The sequence below is a fragment of the Streptomyces sp. WM4235 genome, assembly GCF_001279725.1.
Taxonomy (GTDB): domain Bacteria; phylum Actinomycetota; class Actinomycetes; order Streptomycetales; family Streptomycetaceae; genus Streptomyces.
In genome coordinates, this window is sequence record NZ_LGDE01000125.1 from 1 (window position 1) to 19,160 (window position 19,160).

18 protein-coding genes are annotated in these 19,160 nt (G+C 71.2%); 11 read left to right on the top strand and 7 right to left on the bottom strand.

The genetic code is table 11. The annotated features are described in order from the left end of the window. From ADK55_RS12300 to ADK55_RS12315, 4 genes are all read left to right on the top strand, one after another. Positions 1-2,050 (top strand): MFS transporter (locus ADK55_RS12300; RefSeq protein WP_053677982.1); only part of this gene is annotated, 2,050 nt, incomplete at its 5' end. Between the two features lie 115 nt (positions 2,051-2,165). Beyond that, positions 2,166-2,987 (top strand): YceI family protein, encoded by an 822-nt coding sequence (locus ADK55_RS12305; protein ID WP_053677984.1) that lies wholly within the window; start codon positions 2,166-2,168, stop codon positions 2,985-2,987. A 150-nt stretch (positions 2,988-3,137) separates the two neighbouring features. Beyond that, on the top strand, positions 3,138-3,611 hold the full coding sequence (locus ADK55_RS12310; protein ID WP_053677985.1) for a hypothetical protein: 474 nt from the start codon (positions 3,138-3,140) through the stop codon (positions 3,609-3,611). 167 nt (positions 3,612-3,778) lie between these two features. Further along, on the top strand, positions 3,779-5,206 hold the full coding sequence (locus ADK55_RS12315; RefSeq protein ID WP_053677987.1) for a DUF2252 domain-containing protein: 1,428 nt from the start codon (positions 3,779-3,781) through the stop codon (positions 5,204-5,206). A gap of 23 nt (positions 5,207-5,229) precedes the next feature. Here ADK55_RS12315 and ADK55_RS12320 read toward each other — a convergent pair whose 3' ends face one another. Beyond that, entirely contained in the window at positions 5,230-5,763 is a 534-nt protein-coding gene (locus ADK55_RS12320; RefSeq protein WP_053677989.1) for a flavoprotein, read from the bottom strand. 114 nt (positions 5,764-5,877) lie between these two features. Here ADK55_RS12320 and ADK55_RS12325 point away from each other — a divergent pair, with 114 nt between their 5' ends. From ADK55_RS12325 to ADK55_RS12335, 3 genes are all read left to right on the top strand, one after another. Then, a complete protein-coding gene (locus tag ADK55_RS12325; RefSeq protein ID WP_053677991.1) occupies positions 5,878-7,053 on the top strand; it encodes a helix-turn-helix domain-containing protein in 1,176 nt (391 codons plus the stop codon). Between the two features lie 84 nt (positions 7,054-7,137). Beyond that, positions 7,138-7,371: a hypothetical protein gene (locus ADK55_RS12330; protein WP_053677993.1), complete on the top strand. Its 234-nt coding sequence runs from the start codon at positions 7,138-7,140 to the stop codon at positions 7,369-7,371. A gap of 264 nt (positions 7,372-7,635) precedes the next feature. Continuing rightward, positions 7,636-8,130 (top strand): hypothetical protein, encoded by a 495-nt coding sequence (locus tag ADK55_RS12335; protein WP_053677995.1) that lies wholly within the window; start codon positions 7,636-7,638, stop codon positions 8,128-8,130. A gap of 572 nt (positions 8,131-8,702) precedes the next feature. Here ADK55_RS12335 and ADK55_RS12340 read toward each other — a convergent pair. Next, a complete protein-coding gene (locus ADK55_RS12340) occupies positions 8,703-9,173 on the bottom strand; it encodes a Dps family protein (RefSeq protein ID WP_053678123.1) in 471 nt (156 codons plus the stop codon). 284 nt (positions 9,174-9,457) lie between these two features. On the opposite strand from ADK55_RS12340, the gene ADK55_RS12345 reads away from it, so the two are divergent. Together ADK55_RS12345 and ADK55_RS12350 are read left to right on the top strand one after the other, a co-directional pair. Then, a complete protein-coding gene (locus ADK55_RS12345; protein ID WP_053677997.1) occupies positions 9,458-10,825 on the top strand; it encodes a mycothione reductase in 1,368 nt (455 codons plus the stop codon). Between the two features lie 203 nt (positions 10,826-11,028). Further along, complete coding sequence (locus ADK55_RS12350; RefSeq protein ID WP_053677999.1) at positions 11,029-12,528, top strand: cellulose binding domain-containing protein; 1,500 nt, start codon at positions 11,029-11,031, stop codon at positions 12,526-12,528. A 97-nt stretch (positions 12,529-12,625) separates the two neighbouring features. On the opposite strand, the gene ADK55_RS12355 is transcribed toward ADK55_RS12350, so the two are convergent. Then, entirely contained in the window at positions 12,626-13,621 is a 996-nt protein-coding gene (locus ADK55_RS12355) for an AraC family transcriptional regulator (protein ID WP_053678001.1), read from the bottom strand. A 473-nt stretch (positions 13,622-14,094) separates the two neighbouring features. Between ADK55_RS12355 and ADK55_RS12360 the strand changes: the two genes are divergently transcribed. Both ADK55_RS12360 and ADK55_RS12365 read left to right on the top strand, forming a co-directional pair. Beyond that, positions 14,095-14,865, top strand: a complete 771-nt coding sequence (locus ADK55_RS12360) for a type 1 glutamine amidotransferase domain-containing protein (RefSeq protein ID WP_053678003.1) — start codon at positions 14,095-14,097, stop codon at positions 14,863-14,865. A gap of 108 nt (positions 14,866-14,973) precedes the next feature. Then, the gene (locus ADK55_RS12365; protein WP_053678004.1) at positions 14,974-17,157 is read left to right on the top strand and encodes a hypothetical protein; all 2,184 of its coding nucleotides are present in this window, start codon (positions 14,974-14,976) and stop codon (positions 17,155-17,157) included. A 120-nt stretch (positions 17,158-17,277) separates the two neighbouring features. On the opposite strand, the gene ADK55_RS12370 is transcribed toward ADK55_RS12365, so the two are convergent. The 4 genes from ADK55_RS12370 to ADK55_RS12385 form a co-directional block, all read right to left on the bottom strand. Beyond that, complete coding sequence (locus ADK55_RS12370) at positions 17,278-17,634, bottom strand: hypothetical protein (protein ID WP_053678007.1); 357 nt, start codon at positions 17,632-17,634, stop codon at positions 17,278-17,280. Positions 17,635-17,761: 127 nt separating this feature from the next. Then, complete coding sequence (locus ADK55_RS12375; protein ID WP_053678009.1) at positions 17,762-18,322, bottom strand: GNAT family N-acetyltransferase; 561 nt, start codon at positions 18,320-18,322, stop codon at positions 17,762-17,764. 103 nt (positions 18,323-18,425) lie between these two features. Continuing rightward, positions 18,426-18,776, bottom strand: coding sequence for a MerR family transcriptional regulator (locus ADK55_RS12380; RefSeq protein WP_053678011.1), 351 nt, complete (start codon positions 18,774-18,776; stop codon positions 18,426-18,428). 182 nt (positions 18,777-18,958) lie between these two features. Then, complete coding sequence (locus ADK55_RS12385) at positions 18,959-19,120, bottom strand: hypothetical protein (RefSeq protein WP_053676175.1); 162 nt, start codon at positions 19,118-19,120, stop codon at positions 18,959-18,961. Between the last annotated feature and the right edge of the window lie 40 nt (positions 19,121-19,160).

A 19,160-nucleotide genomic window follows, 5' to 3' on the forward strand; every position in this document is an offset into this window, starting at 1 on the left:
CGGCGGCGTCATCACCGACACCGACTGGCTCGGCTGGCGCTGGTGCTTCTACGTCGGCGTGCCCTTCGCGATCATCGCGCTGATCGTGCTCCAGAAGACCCTGCACCTGCCCGTCGTCAAGCGCGAGGTCAAGGTCGACTGGGGCGGCGCGTTCTTCATCTCGGCCGCCGTGTCGCTGCTGCTGGTGTGGGTCACGTTCGCCGGCGACAAGTACGACTGGATCTCCTGGCAGACGTTCGCCATGGTCGGCGGATCGATCGCCCTCGGGCTGCTGTTCGTGCTCGTCGAGTCCAAGGCCGCCGAACCGATCATCCCGCTGCGCCTGTTCCGCAACCGCACCATCGCGCTGTCGTCGATCGCCTCGCTGTTCGTCGGTGTCGCGATGTTCACCGGCACGGTGTTCTTCAGCCAGTACTTCCAGCTGGCCCGCGACAAGTCCCCGACCATGTCGGGCGTGATGACGATTCCGATGATCGCCGGTCTGTTCGTCTCCTCCACCGTCTCCGGCCAGGTGATCACCAAGACCGGCAAGTGGAAGGCGTGGCTGCTCTGCGGTGGCGTGCTGGTGACCGCGGGTCTGGGCCTGCTCGGCACGATCCGCTACGACACCGAGTACTGGCACATCGCGATCTTCATGGCGCTGCTGGGCCTCGGCATCGGAATGATGATGCAGAACCTCGTGCTGTGCACGCAGAACCAGGTGGCGCCGTCCGACCTCGGGTCGGCCAGCTCCACGGTGACCTTCTTCCGTTCCCTCGGCGGCGCGATCGGCGTCTCCGCGCTCGGCGCGGTGATGGCCAACCGGATCACCCACTACGCCCAGGACGGGCTCGCCACCCTCGACCCGAAGTACGCGGCGGCCGCCGCCGGTTCCAGCTCCGGCAGCAGCATCCCGGACATGGACAGCCTGCCGGGCCCGCTGCGCACCGTCATGGAGAGCGCGTACGGCCACGGCATCGCGGACGTCTTCCTGATCGCCGCGCCGCTCGCACTCATCGCCTTCCTCGTCACGATCTTCATCAAGGAGGTCCCGCTGCGGACCTCGGGCGGTCTGGAGCAGGCCGCCTCGCCCGTCGAGGCGGGCCCGGGACGCGGCGACGACGTCGCGGTCCCCGCGTCCGTGACGACCTCGGCGTCGCGGCTCGCCGAGACCGGCGGCGTAGAACGCACGGCGCGGAACGAGACCGCGACCGAAGCCGGACCCGGCACGGACGACGCCGAGCCCGGGGCAACGCAGCAGTCGACCGTCGTCACCGCGGTGGCGACCGAAGGGACCGGTCCCGTGAACGGTGGTACTCCGGTGGGCGGTTACGTGCGCGGCTCCGAGAGCGCGCCCGTACCCCGGGCGGCCGTGACGCTGATCTCCCTCGCGGGACGCCAGCTGGGCCGGTCGGTCTCGCGTGCCGACGGCTCGTACGCCGTGGACGCGCCCGGCTCGGGCTCGTACGTCCTGATCGCCTCGGCCGACGGCTTCCAGCCGCAGGCGTCCACGATCGTGGTCAACGGCGAGCCGGTCGCGTACGACATCCTGCTGAGCGGTACGAGCGGGCTGAGCGGTCTCGTCCGGGCCGCCGGGAGCGGTGACCCGGTCCAGGACGCGATGGTCATCGTGACCGACGTCCGCGGTGACGTGTTGGCGTCCGCGACCACCGGCGAGCAGGGAGAGTTCTCCTTCGTCGAGATGGTGCCGGGCTCGGTGACCATCGCGGTGAACGCCCTCGGGCACCGCCCCGCGGCCCTGCCCGTCGAGGTCGGCGGCGCCGGCGTCACCCGGGTCGAGGTCGAGCTCAGCCCCGGCGCACGGGTCCAGGGTGTCGTACGGGCGCCGCACGGCCCGCTCGGTGACGCGCGGGTCACGCTGATCGACACGGCGGGCAACGTCGTCGACACGGCGAGGACCGGCGCGGACGGCGCGTACGCCTTCACCGACCTGGACAGCGGCGAGTACACCGTCATCGCGACGAGCTACCCGCCGGTGGCCACGGCCCTGAGCGTGGGCGTGCGCGGTGTCGACGACCACGACATCGAGCTGGCCCACCCGGGCGAGTAGCCGGACCCCGGCCCGCGGGGCGCGCCTCCCCTCGGGGCGCGCCCCGAGCGGAGGCGCGCCCCGCGGGCCGGCCATTTTCGAACGATCTCGACATGCTTGGCAGGGAGAAAACGGGATGGGACTGACCGCACGGATCCTCACGCGCGACGGATGGGCCGTGTCGCACGCGGTCGTCACGGTGACCGACATGACGGGCACGCAGGTGGTCCGCGCCGAGGCCGACGCCGAGGGAGCCGTACGCGACACGACCGCGCTCGCGCCGGGGGCGTACACCGTCATAGTCACCGCGGTCGGCTACGCGCCCAGCGCGTCGAGCGCGATCGTCACGGCCGGTGGACGCACCGAGGTCGGCAAGGTCGTCCTCGCCCGTCAGGGAGGTACGGAGCTGCCGCCGCCGGGGCCGTGGACGATCGACCCGGCGCACTCCTCCGTGGGCGCCGTCGCACAGCACCTGGGCATCTCCAGCGTGCACGGGCGGTTCACCGAGTTCACCGGCCGGATCGAGATCTCCCCGGACGCGGTGTCCGCGTCCCGTGTGGAGGCGAGGATCGGCGCCGCTTCCATCGACACGGGCAACGACCTGCGCGACGGCCACCTGAAGTCGCCCGACTTCCTGGACGTGGAGACCTACCCCGAGCTCTCGTACCGCTCGACGGGCCTGACGCCCGCCGGGTCCGACCGTTGGACCGTGCACGGCGAGCTGACCATGCGCGGCGTCGTACGGCCCGTGGACCTGGACCTCGCCTACCTGGGCACCGGCGCCGACCCGTGGGGCGGCACGCGCGCCGCGTTCCGCGCCACCGCGGACCTCCACCGCGAGGACTTCGCGATGAACTACAACCAGGTGGTGCGGGCGGGCATCGCCGCCATCGGGACGACGCTGAAGGTGGAGCTGGACATCCAGGCGGTACAGGGCGAGTCGCTGCCGCGGGCGTAGCGGGCAACGCCCGCCGTCTCCGAGCGCGCCCCTCTCGCCCGGCGGGCCCGCGTCCGGCCGCGCAGCGGGTGCGCGGTACGCCCGGATGGGGGAAGCTGATCAGGGCTACGGCAGTACCGATGTCGGGACGGCCCGGTCAAGGAGGGTCTTGTGGTCACTTCAGGAGACGGCGGGCTCACTCCCGCAACGCCCCGGGCCGGGGTCAGGACGGCCACCCTGCTGTGCGCGGCCGCCGCCCTCGTGGCGGGCGCCGTGCCCGCTTCCGCGCAGACGCGCGCCGCACCGGAACCCCTCGTGGTGCTCGACTGCTCCAACGAGGCCCAGGTGCGGCCCGAGGACTACCTGCTGGCGTGCGGTGACGGCAACAGCCGCCTCGTACGACTCGACTGGGAGGACTGGGGCCCGAAGACCGCCACGGCGACCGGCACCAACATGGTGAACGACTGCCGCCCCTACTGTGCGGCCGGTCGGTTCCACCCCCACCCGGTGACCGTGACCTTCAGCAATCCCAAGCCGTGGCCCGCGCACCCCGAGGTGCAGCGGTTCACCACGGTCCGGCTCCTCTACACCGACACCGTGCCCTCCCCCATTCCCAAGGACGTCACGTACAAGCTCTTCTACTGAGCGGGTCCGGGCGTGAGCACGGTGGCGAAGGCCGCACGGGCGCGGAGCCGACGGATCATTCGCGGACACCGGGGACACACGGGGACACACGGGCGCGGAGCCGATGTCGGAGCGCCGCGCCCGTACCGGGAGACGGCGACCCAGAGGCGGCCTGGAGGTTCACAGCGATGACGAAGCGTAAGGCGACCTCGAAGACGGCCGGCGCCGGACCGCCGCTCTCGGCCGAGGACCGCGTGGCCCTCGGACGGGCCGCACGGCGGCGGACGCCCCGTTCCGCACACGGCGAGTTCGACGCGTCCGCGGATCGGACGGACCCGATCGACGTGATCGAGCGGCAGTCCGCCACCCGGGTGCAGGAACTCGTACCGCTCCGCTACGGGCGGATGTCGCAGTCGCCGTTCCGGTTCTACCGCGGTGCGGCGGCCATCATGGCGGGCGATCTGGCCCGCACACCCGATTCCGGTATCCGCGTCCAACTCTGCGGGGACGCTCACCTGTTGAACTTCCGCCTGCTGGGCTCCCCGGAGCGGAACCTGCTCTTCGACATCAACGACTTCGACGAGACGCTGCCCGGTCCGTGGGAGTGGGACGTCAAGCGGTTGGCCGTCAGCCTGGTGATCGCCGCGCGGGAGAACTCCTTCACCGACGACGAGTGCGCCGCGATCGTACGGGCCGGGGTGCGGTCCTACCGCGAGCAGATGCGCCGCTTCGCCGCCATGCGCACCCTCGACGTCTGGTACGCGCGGGTCGACGAGGCGCAGCTCCAGACGGTGGCGGCCGGCGCGCTGCACACGCGCGGTCGCAAGCGCGTCTCCGCGGAACTGTCGAAGGCACGGGGGCGCGACAGCATGCGGGCCTTCGAGAAGCTCACCGAGGTCGTCGGGGGCGAGCGCCGGTTCGCCGCCGCTCCACGACTGATCACGCCGGTCTCCGAGCTGATCCAGGACAAGGAACGCGCCGCGCTCGAAGACGAGATCCGCGGCCTGGTCAGGGAGTACGGCGACAGCCTCACGCCCGACCGGCGGCACCTCCTGGAGCAGTTCCGCGTCGTGGACATGGCGCGCAAGGTGGTCGGTGTCGGCAGTGTCGGCATGAGGTGTTGGGTCGTGCTGCTGTTGGGCCGGGACGACGAGGACCCGCTCATCCTCCAGGCCAAGGAGGCGGGCGAATCGGTGCTCGCCGCGCACGCCGGTGGGAGCGAGTTCGCCACGCAGGGGGAACGCGTGGTCGCCGGGCAGCGGCTGATGCAGGCCGCCGGGGACATCTTCCTCGGCTGGCAGCAGGTCCACGGCATCGACGGCCGGCGCCGGGACTTCTACGTACGTCAGTTGCTGGACTGGAAGGGGATCGTGGACCCGTCGCAGATGGTGCCGCGCGGCATGAAGGTCTTCGCCGAGCTGTGCGGAGTCACCCTCGCGCGGGCGCACGCCCGCTCCGGCGACCGGATCGCCATCGCCTCGTACCTGGGCCGGCGCGACGTCTTCGACCGTGCGGTCCTGCGCTTCGCGGAGAGCTACGCCGACCTGAACGAGCGGGACTACGCCCACCTCACGGAAGCGATCGCCGCGGGCCGCGTCTCGGCCGTATCGGCGTGACCGGTCCGTCGTGCGTCCGGGCCCTACGGCCGGTGCTCGTCGACGACGTCCAGCGCTGCGGCCCACGGGTACGCACGCTTCTCTCCCGGCGCGTTCGGCTCGAAAAAGCCGGGCCCGTACAGCACCCGGACTCCAGCGGTGCGCAGCGTCTCCAACGACAGCGGGAACTGCGGGTGCTGCGCGTATGCACTGTTCACGCACGGCACGACCGTCAGCGGGATGCCCTTGCCGATGGCCTCCGCGACGAACCCGACCAGCCACGTCCCGGTGATCCCGAGCGCCCACGAGTTGATCGTGTTCATCGTCGCCGGGGCCACGAGCACCGCGTCCGCCGGTGGCCACACGTCCGGGTGACCGGGCTTCTTGTACCGCGAGCGCACCGGGTGTCCGGTCAGAGCGGCCAGTCCGTCGAGGCTGTCCTCCAGCCACTCGGCGGCCGTCGGCGTCAGTCCGAGGCACACGTCCCAGCCGTGGGCTTGTGCCTCCTCGACCACGCCGGCGATGTCGAAGACGGGCGGGGCGGCCGAGCAGAGCAGGTACAGAGTCCTCGTCGTCATGGTCCCCGACCCTACGCAACCGCCCCCGATCCGTGAGGAGTCGGGGCGATCGGAGACCTGGCGTGCTGTACGCGGGTAACGTCCTTGATGCCGAGTCTTGGACGGAGAACCAGTATGCCTCTACCCGACGATGACCACACCGGTTCCCGGATCCGGGAACAGCGGCGCCTCGCCCGCCTGACGCAGCGCGAGTTGGCCGATCGGATCCCGTACAGCCTCAGCCTCCTGAACCAGGTCGAGTGCGGAGCACGCCCCGCGACTCCCGGCTTCGTGGCGGCCGTGGCCCACGCACTGCGGATGGACTCGTCCAAGCTGACAGGACCCGCCGCAGTGACCGCACTCCCCGCCGACCGGCTCCTCGCCTTGGTCGCCCCGATCCGGGAAGCCCTCGACCGGTTCGACCTCGGACCGAACCCCGACCTCACCACCGTCCGCCCGACGTCGGTCCTGATCGCCGAGGCAGAAGCCCTCTGCCGGCAGGTCCGCGCGACGCACCTCCGTGCGGCGGCGAAGGCACTACCCGCACTGCTCGTCGAGCTGACGCATACGGTCTGGACGGCCCCGTCCACCGACGTGTGGCGTGGGCTGGCGTCCGGGTACCGCACCGCCCACGACATCGCCCTGAAGCTGGACTACCCGGACCTCGCGCGCATCGCCCTGGACCGCATGGAATGGGCTGCGGGCCGTGCCTCCGACCCGTGCATCGAGGCGGTGCAGCGGTACAAGCGGGCGACGCTGTGGCGGTGCGCCACCTCGGCTCCGCTCATCGCGACGGGGCACGCCTTGCTCGCCGGGGAGACGAGCCGCGAGGCCCTCGCCGTAACCGGGCAACTGCATCTTGGCCTGGCGACGGTGGCCGCGAAGAACGAGGACGCGGGTGCTGTCCAGACCCACCTGACTGCCGCACGGGAGATGGCCGACCGCGTCGGCGGCGAAGCCGGGGAGGTGCACTGGCTGTCCTTCGGCCGGGTCAACGTGCGACTGCACGAGCTGGGCACGGCGATCGCGATGAGCGACTTCGACGCGGCCCTCGGTCGGGCCCGCACGATCAGGCTGCCGGACTCGACGCTGACGTCACGCCGGGCCCGGTACCTCGTGGACCGCGCGCTCGTCGAGATGGAGGCCGGCTCACCGAGGACGTCCCTCCGGTTCCTGGCCGAAGCGCGGAAGGTGGCGCCGGAGCAGACGCGGCACCTGCCGGGGACCCGCGCGACGATTCGCGGGCTGGTGCACATGTCTCGACGGGCACCGGACAGCTTGGGCGGAATGGCCCGTTGGGTGGGGTTGTAGTACTCACAAATCTGTGAGTGTTCACGCCTTGCCGGTCCGTCAGGCTGGGGTCACCACCCGCTGACCACGGTAAGGAGCACGAGCATGGCGGTACGCGAGCAGGCGCGACCGGACGAGGCGTTCAACCACGTCGACCACCCGCTGCTGCACAGGCAGGTGCGAGACCGGAAGACGGACCGCGAGGGCACGCTGATGGCGGTACTCCGTGACCCTGTCGGCACCGTGTCCGGGCGGCAGCAGTACGCGCGGACCGCGTACATCCGCGACGACAGTGGCGTGGAGTTCACCGCGGCGCCCGGCGACGTGGAGCCGGCGTGAGCGCCGTCGGGCAGATCTGTGTCCGCTGTGACCGGATCATCCGCGCGGGTGGGGTGGAGACCATTCCGCATTCCGCCTCGGGTGCCCGTCCGTCGACCTGGGCACATGACATCCGCGACCCGGCTTGCCGGCCCGTCACGGATGCGACGCGCCGGTGAGCGACGAACGCGCACGTCAACTCGGGTACGTCCTTGTCGCGCTCGGCTTCCTCGCCGCCATCGTCATCGGCACGCACTGACCGTCCTTCACTCTCAGGGAGAACGCATGTCCACTCCGCACCCGGTCCCTCCGCCGTGCACCAGCAAGCAGGGGGACCCCAAGCCGGCTGTCACCGGTACGACGCTGCTCGCGCCGGTGACACCGCGGGCGCTGCTGACCGACGCTCAGTTCAACGGCGTGATGCACACCGTCCTCGACAACAACCCGGGCATGGAGCCCGAGCCGGCCGGCAGGATCGTGGTCGACGCGCTGGCGTCCCTGGCTGTCGCGGCCCGCACCCCACAGGGCCTCGTGCCGTCCCGTGTCGTGGATGAGGGCTGGCACGCGCTCATCCTGCACACCCACCTGTACCAGGCTCTGTGTATGGGCCTCGGCGGCTTCGTTCACCACGTGCCGGAGCGTCCGGATCCCGGCGCCCGCTCGCACGGCGACGTCGAGCGCACGGTCGCGGCGATCGAGGCGGCCGGCTATTCGGTGGACGCGGACCTGTGGCACGGCGCCCCGGCCGATCCCGGCCAAGTCAGCCAGTCGCTCATCTGAAACGCCGGCGGCGATATGGGCATCCCGTAGACGTGTTCCGCTGAACCGGCGGCGGGCGCCTGCCCAGATGGACGGCGGATCGGAAGGCAATCGACCAACAGGCGATCAGAAGGCGATCGGCGTACCTCGGTCCCGCTCGCCGTTCTCGTAGTGCTGGACGCTGCGGCGTTCGAGGCCGATCCGATCGGCGAGCTGATCCTGCAATAGATGCACATCCCTGCGGCTCTGGGCGACGCTCGCCCAGCTCCTGCCTGCGGGCGATGACCCATCCGAGGAGGGGTGTACGACGGGCCGGCACGCGTTGACGCCGAGACGGAAACGATCTGCGTCAGTACCCAAACGGTCGCTTCCGACATGGCAGAACCCCGGCCGCACAGATCACGGCCGGGGTTGCACTGGGACACACCACCTCACGAGGCACCAGTCGCAGCGGTGCAGCGTGCCGGAATCCTTCCGCTCAGGCCTCGGATTCCGGTGCGATTCCGTACGTTCACGGGCCCCGCCGACCCGCCACGAAACATCGTGAAGTGCATCAACTAGCAGGTCAGCGCCCTTACACGACTCTGACCCGGTCAGGCGCTTTCGGCCTGGAACATCCAGTGGTGCTTCTCCAGGTCGCCGGTCAGGCCGATGAGAATGTCCTGGGTGATCGGATCGGCGTCACCCGTGGCCTGGATGCGCTCGCGCATCCGGGTGACCACCGCGGCCAGTCCGTCCACGAGGATCTTCACCGCCTCGACGTCCTTGATCCACCCGGCCTTCACGTCGGCGATGCCGCTGGACGACGACACGGTCGACGCCCGTCCGTCCGGGGTCACGCCGAGGGCGGAGGCCCGCTCGGCCACCACGTCGGAGTGGGTGCGGGCCGAGACGACCACGTCGTCGAGCTGCAGGTGAACGGAGCGGAAGCGGGGGCCCACCACGTTCCAGTGCACCTGCTTGGCGACCAGGGACAGGTCGACCAGATCCACCAGCGCGCCTTGCAGGGCTTCGCCGACGATCTTCAGGTCGGCAGCCGGGAGGGCACTCTTCACGACGGACACGGGGTTCTCCATTCGCAACGCGGTCGGTGGTCGTCCCGAGTCGCCTCGGCTGACACCTCGGGTGACGCCTCGGGTGACATCCGGGGATTCTTCCACCGATGAGTTTGATTACCAGATGAAATGCCGCCTACCCCACCCACACGCATCAAAACGGCCCACTTCGGGGGACCGAATGGGCCCATCCCCCACGGCGCGCACGAGAGGGCGGCGCGTCCGAGGATCCGGCCGCACCCCGCGGAGCGGGGCGCCCTCCACACGGCGCGTGCCCCTCGTACGCTGGAGTGATGCGTCATCACGATCTGATCGTCATCGGTGCGGGATCCGGCAACGCGGTCATCGACGAGTCGTTCGCCGATCTCGACGTGGCCATCGTCGAGGAGAAGTGGTTCGGCGGGACCTGCCTGAACGCCGGATGCATTCCGAGCAAGATGCTGGCCTACACCGCCCATGTGGCCCGGACCGTGCTCGGCGCCGACATCTACGACGTGGACGCGCGGCTGCGCGCCGTGCGCTGGCGGGAGGCTCGCGACCGGGTGTTCGGGCGACTGGACGCGCAACGCGCGCGGGGCCGGCAGGGCCGCCTCGACGCGGCCAACGTCACGGTGTACGAGGGCACGGCCCGCTTCACCGGTCCCCGCCGACTGCGCATCGACGTGGACGGCGGCGCCGTGGACGTCTCCGCCGGGCAGATCGTCGTCGCGGCCGGCAGCCGTCCCGCGGTGCCGCCCGTGGTGGTCGAGTCCGGGGTGCCGTACGAGACGTCGGACACCGTCATGCGGATCGACGCACCGCCTCGCCGACTGGCCGTGCTGGGCGGCGGGTACATCGCCGCCGAGCTCGCCGAGGTCTTCCACGCGACGGGAACCGAGATCACCGTCGTGGAGACCGAGCCGCACCTGCTGGGCCCGCAGGACGAGACGATCGCCGAGCGTTTCACCGACCTGGCCCGCACCCGCTACGACCTGCGGCTCGGGCGCGAACTCACGGCCGTGAGGGGGGAGGCGGGCGCGTTGACCCTGACACTCGACGACGGGTCGACGGTCGAGGCGGACATGTTGCTGGTGGCCGCCGGACGGATCCCCAACGGCGACCGGCTGGACCTCGGGGCAGCCGGCATCCGCACCCACGACGACGGCCGCATCGTGGTGGACGAGCATCAACACACCACCGCCGAAGGGGTGTTCGCGCTCGGTGATGTCTGTACGCCGGTGCCGCTGAAGCACGTGGCCAACCGCGAGGCCGAGGTCGTCTCGCACAACCTCCGCCATCCGCAGGACCTCATCGGCGCCGACCACGACCTCGTGCCGTCCGCCGTCTTCACCCGCCCCGAGATCGCCTCGATCGGCGCGACCGAGGAGGAGTGCCGCGACCGCGGGGGCGCTTTCCTCGTCGGCACGGCCTCCTACGCGGACGTGGCGTACGGCTGGGCCATGGAGGACACCACCGGTTTCTGCAAGGTGCTCGCCGAGCCCGGCACCGGGCGCCTGCTCGGCGCGCACATCATGGGGCCGCAGGCCGCCATCCTGATCCAGCCCCTCGTACTGGCCATGACGCGGGGGATCGACGCGCTCTCGCTCGCCAAGGAGCCGTACTGGATCCACCCGGCTCTCACCGAGGTCGTCGAGAACGCCCTCCTCGACCTCGACCTCTGACCCGCCCCCGTCCCGCCCGGGACATGCCGGCCGCCCCGCCGGTCCCTTTCCTCAGCCCCCTCTTACCCCCGCCTTAAGCGGAACCTAAGAGTCACACCGGCCGCCTCGAATCGAACCGATGTCCGCTTCGGGGCGGCTAGCGTGCTGCCGCACCCCCGATTTCCGGCAACTCGGATTTCCAGCAACTCAGAGGCAGGCACGCGATGGGCAGCACGACCGGCCACCGGCGCAGGACGAGCAAGACGGCGAAGGCAACAGGCGTGATCGCGGCCGCGGCGGTGATCGGTGGCGCCGCGTTCGCGTTCACCGGTACCGCGCAGGCCGCCGCGGTCGGAGCCGTCTACACCAAGTCCAGTTCCTGGACAGGTGGTTACACCGGTCAGTACGTGATCACCAACAACACCGCGCAGGAGCAGGCCGATTGGACCCTCCGGTTCGACCTGCCCGCCGGCACGAGGATCGACTCCCTGTGGAACGGCACGCACACGGTCGACGGTCCACACGTCACCGTCAAGCCCGCGAGCTGGAACAAACGGCTCGCGGCCGGCGCCTCCGTCACGGTGGGCTTCGTGACGAGCGGGACCGGCACTCCCGGCAACCCGACGGCCTGCCTGATCAACGGCGTGAAGTGCTCCGTGGACCAGGGTGCGACGCCCCCGCCCGGGGGACGTCCGACACCCACCCCGTCGGCGAGCGCGAGTGCGACGGCCCCCGTCACCACGGCGCCCTCCACCCGACCCACGCGGACCGCGTCACCGACCGCGACCCCCACCACCCCCACTTCCCCGCCGGTCACCGGCGCCCCGGCCGGAGGGGCGCGCTTCGCGCCGTACGTGGACACCTCGCTGTACCCGGCCTACGACCTGGTCGACACCGCCGGCAGGACCGGCGTGAACGAGTTCCACCTCGCCTTCATCACCTCCGGTGGCGGCTGCGCACCGCTGTGGGGCGGTGTCACGGACCTCGCGAGCGACAAGGTCGCCGCGCAGATCGGCGCGCTGCGGGGCAAGGGCGGTGACGTCCGGGTCTCCTTCGGTGGCGCCGCCGAGCACGAGCTGGCCCTGAACTGCGCGACGGCCGACGCGCTGGCCGCCGCGTACGGCAAGGTCATCGACCAGTACCGCCTGACCAAGGTGGACTTCGACATCGAGGGCGCCGCGCTGCCGGACACCGCAGCCAACGCGCGCCGCGCGCAGGCCATAGCCGCGCTCCAGAAGTCGCACCCGGGGTTGGACGTGGCGTTCACCCTGCCGGTGATGCCGGAGGGGCTCACCCAGCCCGGCGTCGCCCTGCTGGCCGACGCGAAGCGGGCCGGTGTACGGATCGACGGCGTCAACATCATGGCCATGGACTACGGGCCCTCGTACGGCGGCGACATGGGTCAGTACGCCGTCCAGGCCGCGACGGCCACCCAGGCCCAGATCAAGGCAGTGCTCGGGCTCACCGACGCGGCCGCCTGGAAGACGGTCGCCGTCACGCCCATGATCGGCGTCAACGACGTCGCCAACGAGGTCTTCACCGTCGCGGACGCGACACAACTCGTGGACTTCGCGAAGTCGAAGGGCATCGGCCGGTTGGCGATGTGGTCCGCGACGCGCGACCGCCAGTGTGCGCAGGGCGCCGTGAACCACGCCGACCCGACGTGCAGTTCGATCCTCCAGCAGCCGCTGGCCTTCACGAAGGCGTTCGGCGCGCTCCGCTAGCCCGAGGGCAAGGCGCGAACGCGAGGACCCTCTCCCCCGTGTCCGGCTGCCCGCCGCGTCCGCCGACGCACGGCGGGCGGCCGGACCCGTTCGCGTTTCAGCGGGTCGCTCCCGCGTGCCGGCCGCGGTAGGTGCCCGGGGTGATGCCCTCCCAGCGGGTGAAGGCCCGGACCAGGGCCGTCGCGCCGCTCAGGCCGACCAGGGGGGCGATCCTGTCCAACGGCAGGTCCGTGGTCTCCAGCAGGCGCCGGGCCCGGGCGTGGCGGGCGGCGTCGAGGAGTGTCCGCCACGAGGTGCCCTCCTCCTGGAGGGCCCGGCGCAGGGTCCGGGCGCTGAGGTTCAGTTCCCTGCCCGGGTCGGCGGGGCCCGTGCCGTCGAGCGGGGCGTGTTCCAACCACTGGCGCACCCGCTGCCCGATGCTTACCGCCTTCGACAGTTCGTGCAGGAGCCGGTCGGCGTAGGCCCGGTGCAGGGCGCCCAGTTCCGGGTCGCAGGGGGCGCGGCGCCGGTCGAGGTCCTCGTTGCCGACCGTGATCGCGTTCTCGGGCGCGTCGAAGGTGACCGGGCAGCCGAGGACACGGGTGTACGGCTCCGCGGAGCCGGCGCGCGGGTGGGTGAACGACACGGATCGGGGTGCCCAGTCGTCCCCGGCGACCCAGCGGGCCGCTCTCACCATGCCGGTGAGGATCGCCTCCACCTGCTGGGGATGCATGGTCGCGGGATCCACGGTCGGCCGGTAGCGGATGCGGGTCCGGTCGTCGCCGCGGTGCAGGGTGACGGTGCCGGCCTGGCTGACCAGCGGGTGGTAGCGCGCCGCGGCGTCGGCGGCGTCGGCGAGGCTCGCGCAGGTCAGGACCACGTGGCCGAGGACGTGCAGGCTCCCCGGTCGGATCCGGTCCCCGACGAGCAGGCCGGTGTGGGGATCGGCGCCCTCTGTGCCGATCACCGTCTCCCACAACTCGCGCATCTCGGTGAACCCCAGCCGGTCCATGGGCGAGTTCCAGGCACCGGGCTCGTCGGCGCCCTTCGTGGTGGCGCTCAGCACCGCGCGGGCGTAGCACGCGGCGACGGTGGAGGGCTCGATGCCGGACATGGCGGTCAGTCAATGCGGGGGCGCGCCTCCCGTCAACCGGCCGTGGCGGGCCGGACTCCGCCCGGCGGCGGTCCGGGAAGTCAACGAGGTGGCCGCCGGGGTGGATGACCGGGACCCCCGGGCGCTCCTAGGGTCGGGCCGCACACACCGAGAGGATCATCGTGCCCGTCCTGTCACGCATCGAGCCGTACCACGTCGCGGTACCGCTGCCGACGCCGTTCCGTCGTGGACGCCCCGGCCGCGGGACGCCGTCCTGACCGGGTCCTTCGGCCACGACCGTGGCACCCTGTCCCTGCCGACCGGCCCCGGTCCGGGGTTCATCGTCGACCGTTGCGCGCTGCGGCGTCGGGGTCGACGCACCAGTTCATCACCGCCGGCCGGCTCGCCCCGCGGACCCTGCGAGACGAGGGACCGCGCGTCGCCGCCGAGTTGGCCCGCACCCGCCGGCACGGCGCCGGCCCGAGGAGTACTCCGTGATCGTCTTCCTGTTGCCCGCCTCCGGCTACGACCCGACCGAGGCGGCGGTGCCGTGGGCCGCGTTGCGCGATGCCGGTCTCGACGTACGGTTCGCGACGCCCGACGGGAAGGTCGCCCTGGCCGACCACAGGCTCACCGATGTCGGCTTCTCCTGGCTCTCCCCTTGGCTGATGACCCGCCGCGCCGAACTCGACGCGTACCGGCGGCTCACCGACGACCCGTGGTTCCAGGCGCCGCTGTCCTACGCGCGGGTCGATCCGGCGGCGCTGACGGGGCTCTTCGTCCCAGGTGGGCACGCCGCGGGGATGCGTACCTTGCTGGAGAACATCACCGCCCAGCGGTTGTTCGCCCGGGTCCTCACCGTCGGGCTGCCGGTGGGGGCCGTGTGTCACGGCGTGCTGTTGGGAGCGCGCGCCGAGGACCCCTCGACGGGGCGGTCGGTCCTGTACGGACGGCGGACGACGGCACTGACCTCGCTGCTGGAACTCACCGCCTGGAACCTCACCCGGCTGTGGCTGGGGCGGTATTACCGCACCTATCCGACCACCGTTCAGGCCGAGGTGACCGCGGCCCTCGCCGACCCGAGCCACTTTCTGGCCGGACCGTCGCTGCCCGTCCGTGACACCGCCGCGAAGCCCGGGCGCGGTTTCACCGTCCGCGACGGGAACTACCTCTCCGCCCGCTGGCCCGGAGACTGCCACCGTCTGGCGGCGGACTACCTGGCCCTGGTCCGCTCCCACCTGGCGGAGCCGGCCCGGGAGATGTGATCCCGCGCGGTCCGTCGCGCGTTCGTGCGTCGGTCACCGGCGCGTGCGTACGAAAGCACCGGGGCCGTGCACCGAACACCGGCACCATCGAACCGAAAGGGAACGCACATGGGCTTTCGTCTCCGGTTGGCCACCGGATCCCTGATCGTGGGACTGGGTCTGGGCCTGGCCCCCGGCGTCTGCGGAGCGACGCCGGTCACGGCGACCGACGCGGTCACGGCTGCCACGGCGGCCGTGCGCCCGGCGTCGGTCGCCGGTACCGTCGCGGCTCCCGCCGTCGACCTGGGTGCCTGGATGGGCGGCCTCCGGGACACCATCGGTGATCGCCCGCTGAACCGGATCGTGATGCCCGGCAGCCACGACTCGGGTTCCTGGAGCATCACCAGGAACAGCGGCGTGTGCGATTTCGGAGACCAGGCCGACCTGGCCCACCGGTTCCCCTCCATCGCGGCGAGCATGTCCCGGACGCAGAGCGGTACCTTGGTGGACCAACTCCAGGGTGGTGCGCGGTACTTCGACCTGCGTCTGTGCAAGCAGGGTGACAGGTGGTTCACCTATCACGGCGGCCCGATGGGCAATCAGTTCCTCGACGCGCCCGACGGCCGCGGTGGCGTGGTGCGCGGCGAGGTGAACCAGGTCGCGGAGTGGATCAGGGGGCATCCGAGGGAAATCGTCATCATCAGGCTGTCGACCGCGGCGTCCCCGCGGACCGAGCGGGCCGACAACACGGAGGCCGTCACCGCCCTGGGCCAGGCGCTCGGCGGCGGGGCCGGCAATCCGGCACTCGCGGACGACTCGTTGAGTCCGACCTCCACCTACGACCAGTACATGGCGGCGGGCAGGCACGTCATCCTCATCGACGACAAGGACACCACCTCCCTTCCGTGGGCCTGGGGCCCCTCCGCGCAGAGCTACCGCGGCAGTTACGTCCAGGCGGACACGCACTGGACCGACTACGTGAAGGCGCTGTTCGACCCGAACACGCTGCGGAAGAACTTCGACGCCGTCCTGCGTCGGGGGGATCAGGTGCTCGACAAGGATCCGGGCCGGGACGCGGACAGGTTCTTCGTCCTGCAAGGCATCATCGACCCGTCGCTGTCGATCCCCGATCTGATCCTCGCCCAGGGCCTGGAGAAGATCGGAGTCGTCCCCTCCTCCGTGGCGTCCCAGTACCTGTTGTACCTGGAGCGCCGGCTCAACCCCCGGCTGCTGGCCAAGCTGAAGGGGGATTGGAGCGGCTCCAACATCGCGGAGAACATGAACATCGTCATGACCGACGACGTGAACCAGAACGGCTCCGGGCTCGGGGCGGGGGAACTCCAGCGAGAGATCATCGCGAAGAACACTCCGCACGTCACCCCGCACACCTTCCACCGCGTGACCCGCGACGCCGACGGTACGTGGAGCGGCGCGGGCCCGCTGTCCGGCAACGGCGGATCGTTCCGGTTCGTCGGCTCCCGTGTGTCGGTGGCGGCCATGCCGGACGGCAGCACACAGCTGATCGGCCGCGGCGTCGACGGGAACCTCTACCACACCATCCGTTTCGCGAACGGCACCTGGCAGAGCTGGGCGGCGATGGCGGGGGTCGGCGAGGACCCGGGCTTCCAGGCGTCGGATGCCGCGATCACCGGGTCGCCGGACGGCTCGGCCCAGGTGGTGGCCGTCGGCAGGGACGGGAACGTCCACCACGACATCCGTCGCCCCGACGGCTCGTGGCAGGGATGGTCCGTCATGGCGGGTGAGGGCGGCACGGGTCTCCTGCGGGCCACGAAGGTGTCGGCGGCGGGGATGCCGGACGGCTCCGCCCAGGTCCTGATCTTCGGCGAGGACGGCAGGATGCGCCTGGGGGCCCGTCGGGCCGACGGCTCCTGGACCGGTTGGTCGGTCGTGGCGGGCGTCAACGCTCCCGAGTTCCGAGGTCGCGCCCTCGCCATCGCCGCACTGCCCGGCGGTGACAGCCAGATCGTGGCCATCGGCAACGACGGCAACATCTGGCACACCGTCCGCCGCGCCGACGGGGGTTGGCAGGGTTGGAACGGTCCGCCCGGGGTGTCCACCGCGATGATGGGCGCCGAATCCGTCGCGATCACCGGCATGTCCAACGGGAACAGCCAGGTCCTCGCGGTGGGACTCGACGGGAACGTCCACCACAGCACGCGCGAGCGCTCCGGTGAGTGGACCCCCTTCCGGACCCTGCCCTGGCCGGGCCGCGCCGGCGCGTTCGCGGGGGACCAGGTCGCCCTCGCGGGCCTGCCCGACGGTTCGAGCCAGGTGGTGATGACCACCCGCTGATCGGCCGGGGGCGCGCGAGTCGGTACGGAGGTGTCACCGGCGGCAACGGCCCCCGGCAGGGCGTTCCCGCCGCGGACGACGGTGATGTCGACGGCGGGAGCACCATGGCGGCGCGAGAGGCTAGGCGGTCCTGACGTCGAACCGCACCGAGCGCACTTCGAGTTCGTCGGTCGCGGGCTTGCCGTGGGGCCGCAGCCGCCATTGCGATCCGGTGCAACCTGCGCCGAGGTAGACGGTCACCGTGGAGTCGGTCGAGTTCTGCGGGCCGTAGCCGGGCAGTTCGTCGTCCTCGCCCACCGCGTACAGGTTGACGCACTTGCCGCTGTGCGGGTTCTGCAGGACGACGGACTGTTCCTGCCCGAACTCATCGACGAACTTGTAGTGGAACTCGCCCACGGCGGCCGAGGCCGAACCCGGCATCGACAGGACGAGAGCGAGAGAGGCGAGGGCCGTGGTGGCGGTGTGACGGAGCTTCATGGGCGGATCAGTACCTTCCGTGGGGGGATTCGGTAACCGACCCTAGGAGCGCCCGGTGAGGCGAATCGATCCGCCTCGTTCCCTCGGCGTGGCGTCCGGGAGGGGGCGGGCACGGCCGCCGCGGCGATCAGGAAGGCCCCTCCGCCGGAGCCGCGATGGCGTGGTAGGTGCGTCCACCGGCCTCGTAGGTGCCGAGTGGGGTCATCCCGAAGCCGTCGACGTGCACCCGCCAGGACGGCACGTTCCCCTCCTCGATGAAGGCGACCACCGCCTCGGCTCGTCCGGAGGCCTCGGCTACGGCGTTCGCGAACAGCGCCCGTGCCACCCCGCGCCCGCGGAACGCCGCATCGACCACGACGGGCCCGTAGAGCAACCAGCGCACATCGCTCAGGGGGCGTCCTCGCCACTCCAGTGCGTCCTGGGCGGCGAGCAGCCCCAGCACCGCAGGCGGTGGTGTGGGCAGGTCCGCCGCGACGGAGAGTGCGAGGAGACCGGCGAGCCGGCCCTCCTCGTCCGCGACCAGCAACTCCCCGTCCCCGGCCATGGCACGCAGCGCCGCCTCGTCGAAGGCCCCCTGTACGAACCCCTGGGCGCGGCGTTGCTCCGCGGTCAGGGCGTCGTGATGGTTGGCGGCGAAGAGCGCGGCCATGGCGGGTGCGTCGGCCTCGGTGGCGTATCGGTAGCGCATGGGCCGATGGTGCCACGGGCCCCTCGGCCGAGCGGGGACGTCGGGGCCCGGCACCGTCACCTCGCGGAGAGGATCGGATCGGGCCTCGTACTCTCGGGGCGGCTCAGTGTCCTGGATCGGGGTCGCGGTCGGCGGGCGACTGCGCCGTGGCCTTTCTGTACTCCGCGTTGAGGCGCTGGGCCTCTTCGAGCTGGTCTTCGAGGATGACGATGCGGCAGGCGGCGTCGATGGCCATTCCGCCGTCGACGAGTTCCCGGGCGCGGGCGGCGATCCGCAACTGGTAGCGGGAGTATCGGCGGTGGCCGCCCTCCGAGCGCAACGGGGTGATCAGGCGGGCCTCACCGATCGCGCGGAGGAAGCCGGCCGTGGTTCCGAGCATCTCGGCGGCCCTGCCCATGGTGTAGGCGGGGTAGTCGTCGTCGTCGAGACGATCGAGCGGGTTCTCTGCTGTCACTTCCACCTCATCGGACGGGAACACGTCAAGGCCCCGCTGCCATGTGGCACCGGGGCCCCGAGAGAATTCAACACCATCCGCCGGGAGCCACCGCTCCCGGCTCACTGTGTCCGCCGAACATGACGGTGGGGCCCGCTCCTTGTCGAGGAGCGGGCCCCACCTTCATGCATGGACGAGCGTGACTACCAGCGGTACCAGCGGCCACTCCCACCCTTCGGGCGGGCCACGAAGCCCACCAGCCAGAGCACCAGTACCGCGATGGCGACCCACCAGAGGATCTTCACCGCGAAACCGGCACCGAAGAGAATCAGAGCGAGCAGTAGAACGAGAAGCAGGGGAACCATTGTCATCAACCTCCGAAACGCCGACTGCCCGCGCCCGGCC

Excerpts from the sequence above, each read along its gene's own strand:
- ADK55_RS12305 (WP_053677984.1), top strand. The coding sequence starts at position 2,166 with ATGGGACTGACCGCACGGATCCTCACGCGCGACGGATGGGCCGTGTCG.
- ADK55_RS12315 (WP_053677987.1), top strand. The coding sequence starts at position 3,779 with ATGACGAAGCGTAAGGCGACCTCGAAGACGGCCGGCGCCGGACCGCCG.
- ADK55_RS12320 (WP_053677989.1), bottom strand. The coding sequence starts at position 5,763 with ATGACGACGAGGACTCTGTACCTGCTCTGCTCGGCCGCCCCGCCCGTC.
- ADK55_RS12325 (WP_053677991.1), top strand. The coding sequence starts at position 5,878 with ATGCCTCTACCCGACGATGACCACACCGGTTCCCGGATCCGGGAACAG.
- ADK55_RS12330 (WP_053677993.1), top strand. The coding sequence starts at position 7,138 with ATGGCGGTACGCGAGCAGGCGCGACCGGACGAGGCGTTCAACCACGTC.
- ADK55_RS12335 (WP_053677995.1), top strand. The coding sequence starts at position 7,636 with ATGTCCACTCCGCACCCGGTCCCTCCGCCGTGCACCAGCAAGCAGGGG.
- ADK55_RS12345 (WP_053677997.1), top strand. The coding sequence starts at position 9,458 with ATGCGTCATCACGATCTGATCGTCATCGGTGCGGGATCCGGCAACGCG.
- ADK55_RS12350 (WP_053677999.1), top strand. The coding sequence starts at position 11,029 with ATGGGCAGCACGACCGGCCACCGGCGCAGGACGAGCAAGACGGCGAAG.
- ADK55_RS12355 (WP_053678001.1), bottom strand. The coding sequence starts at position 13,621 with ATGTCCGGCATCGAGCCCTCCACCGTCGCCGCGTGCTACGCCCGCGCG.
- ADK55_RS12365 (WP_053678004.1), top strand. The coding sequence starts at position 14,974 with ATGGGCTTTCGTCTCCGGTTGGCCACCGGATCCCTGATCGTGGGACTG.
- ADK55_RS12370 (WP_053678007.1), bottom strand. The coding sequence starts at position 17,634 with ATGAAGCTCCGTCACACCGCCACCACGGCCCTCGCCTCTCTCGCTCTC.
- ADK55_RS12375 (WP_053678009.1), bottom strand. The coding sequence starts at position 18,322 with ATGCGCTACCGATACGCCACCGAGGCCGACGCACCCGCCATGGCCGCG.
- ADK55_RS12385 (WP_053676175.1), bottom strand. The coding sequence starts at position 19,120 with ATGGTTCCCCTGCTTCTCGTTCTACTGCTCGCTCTGATTCTCTTCGGT.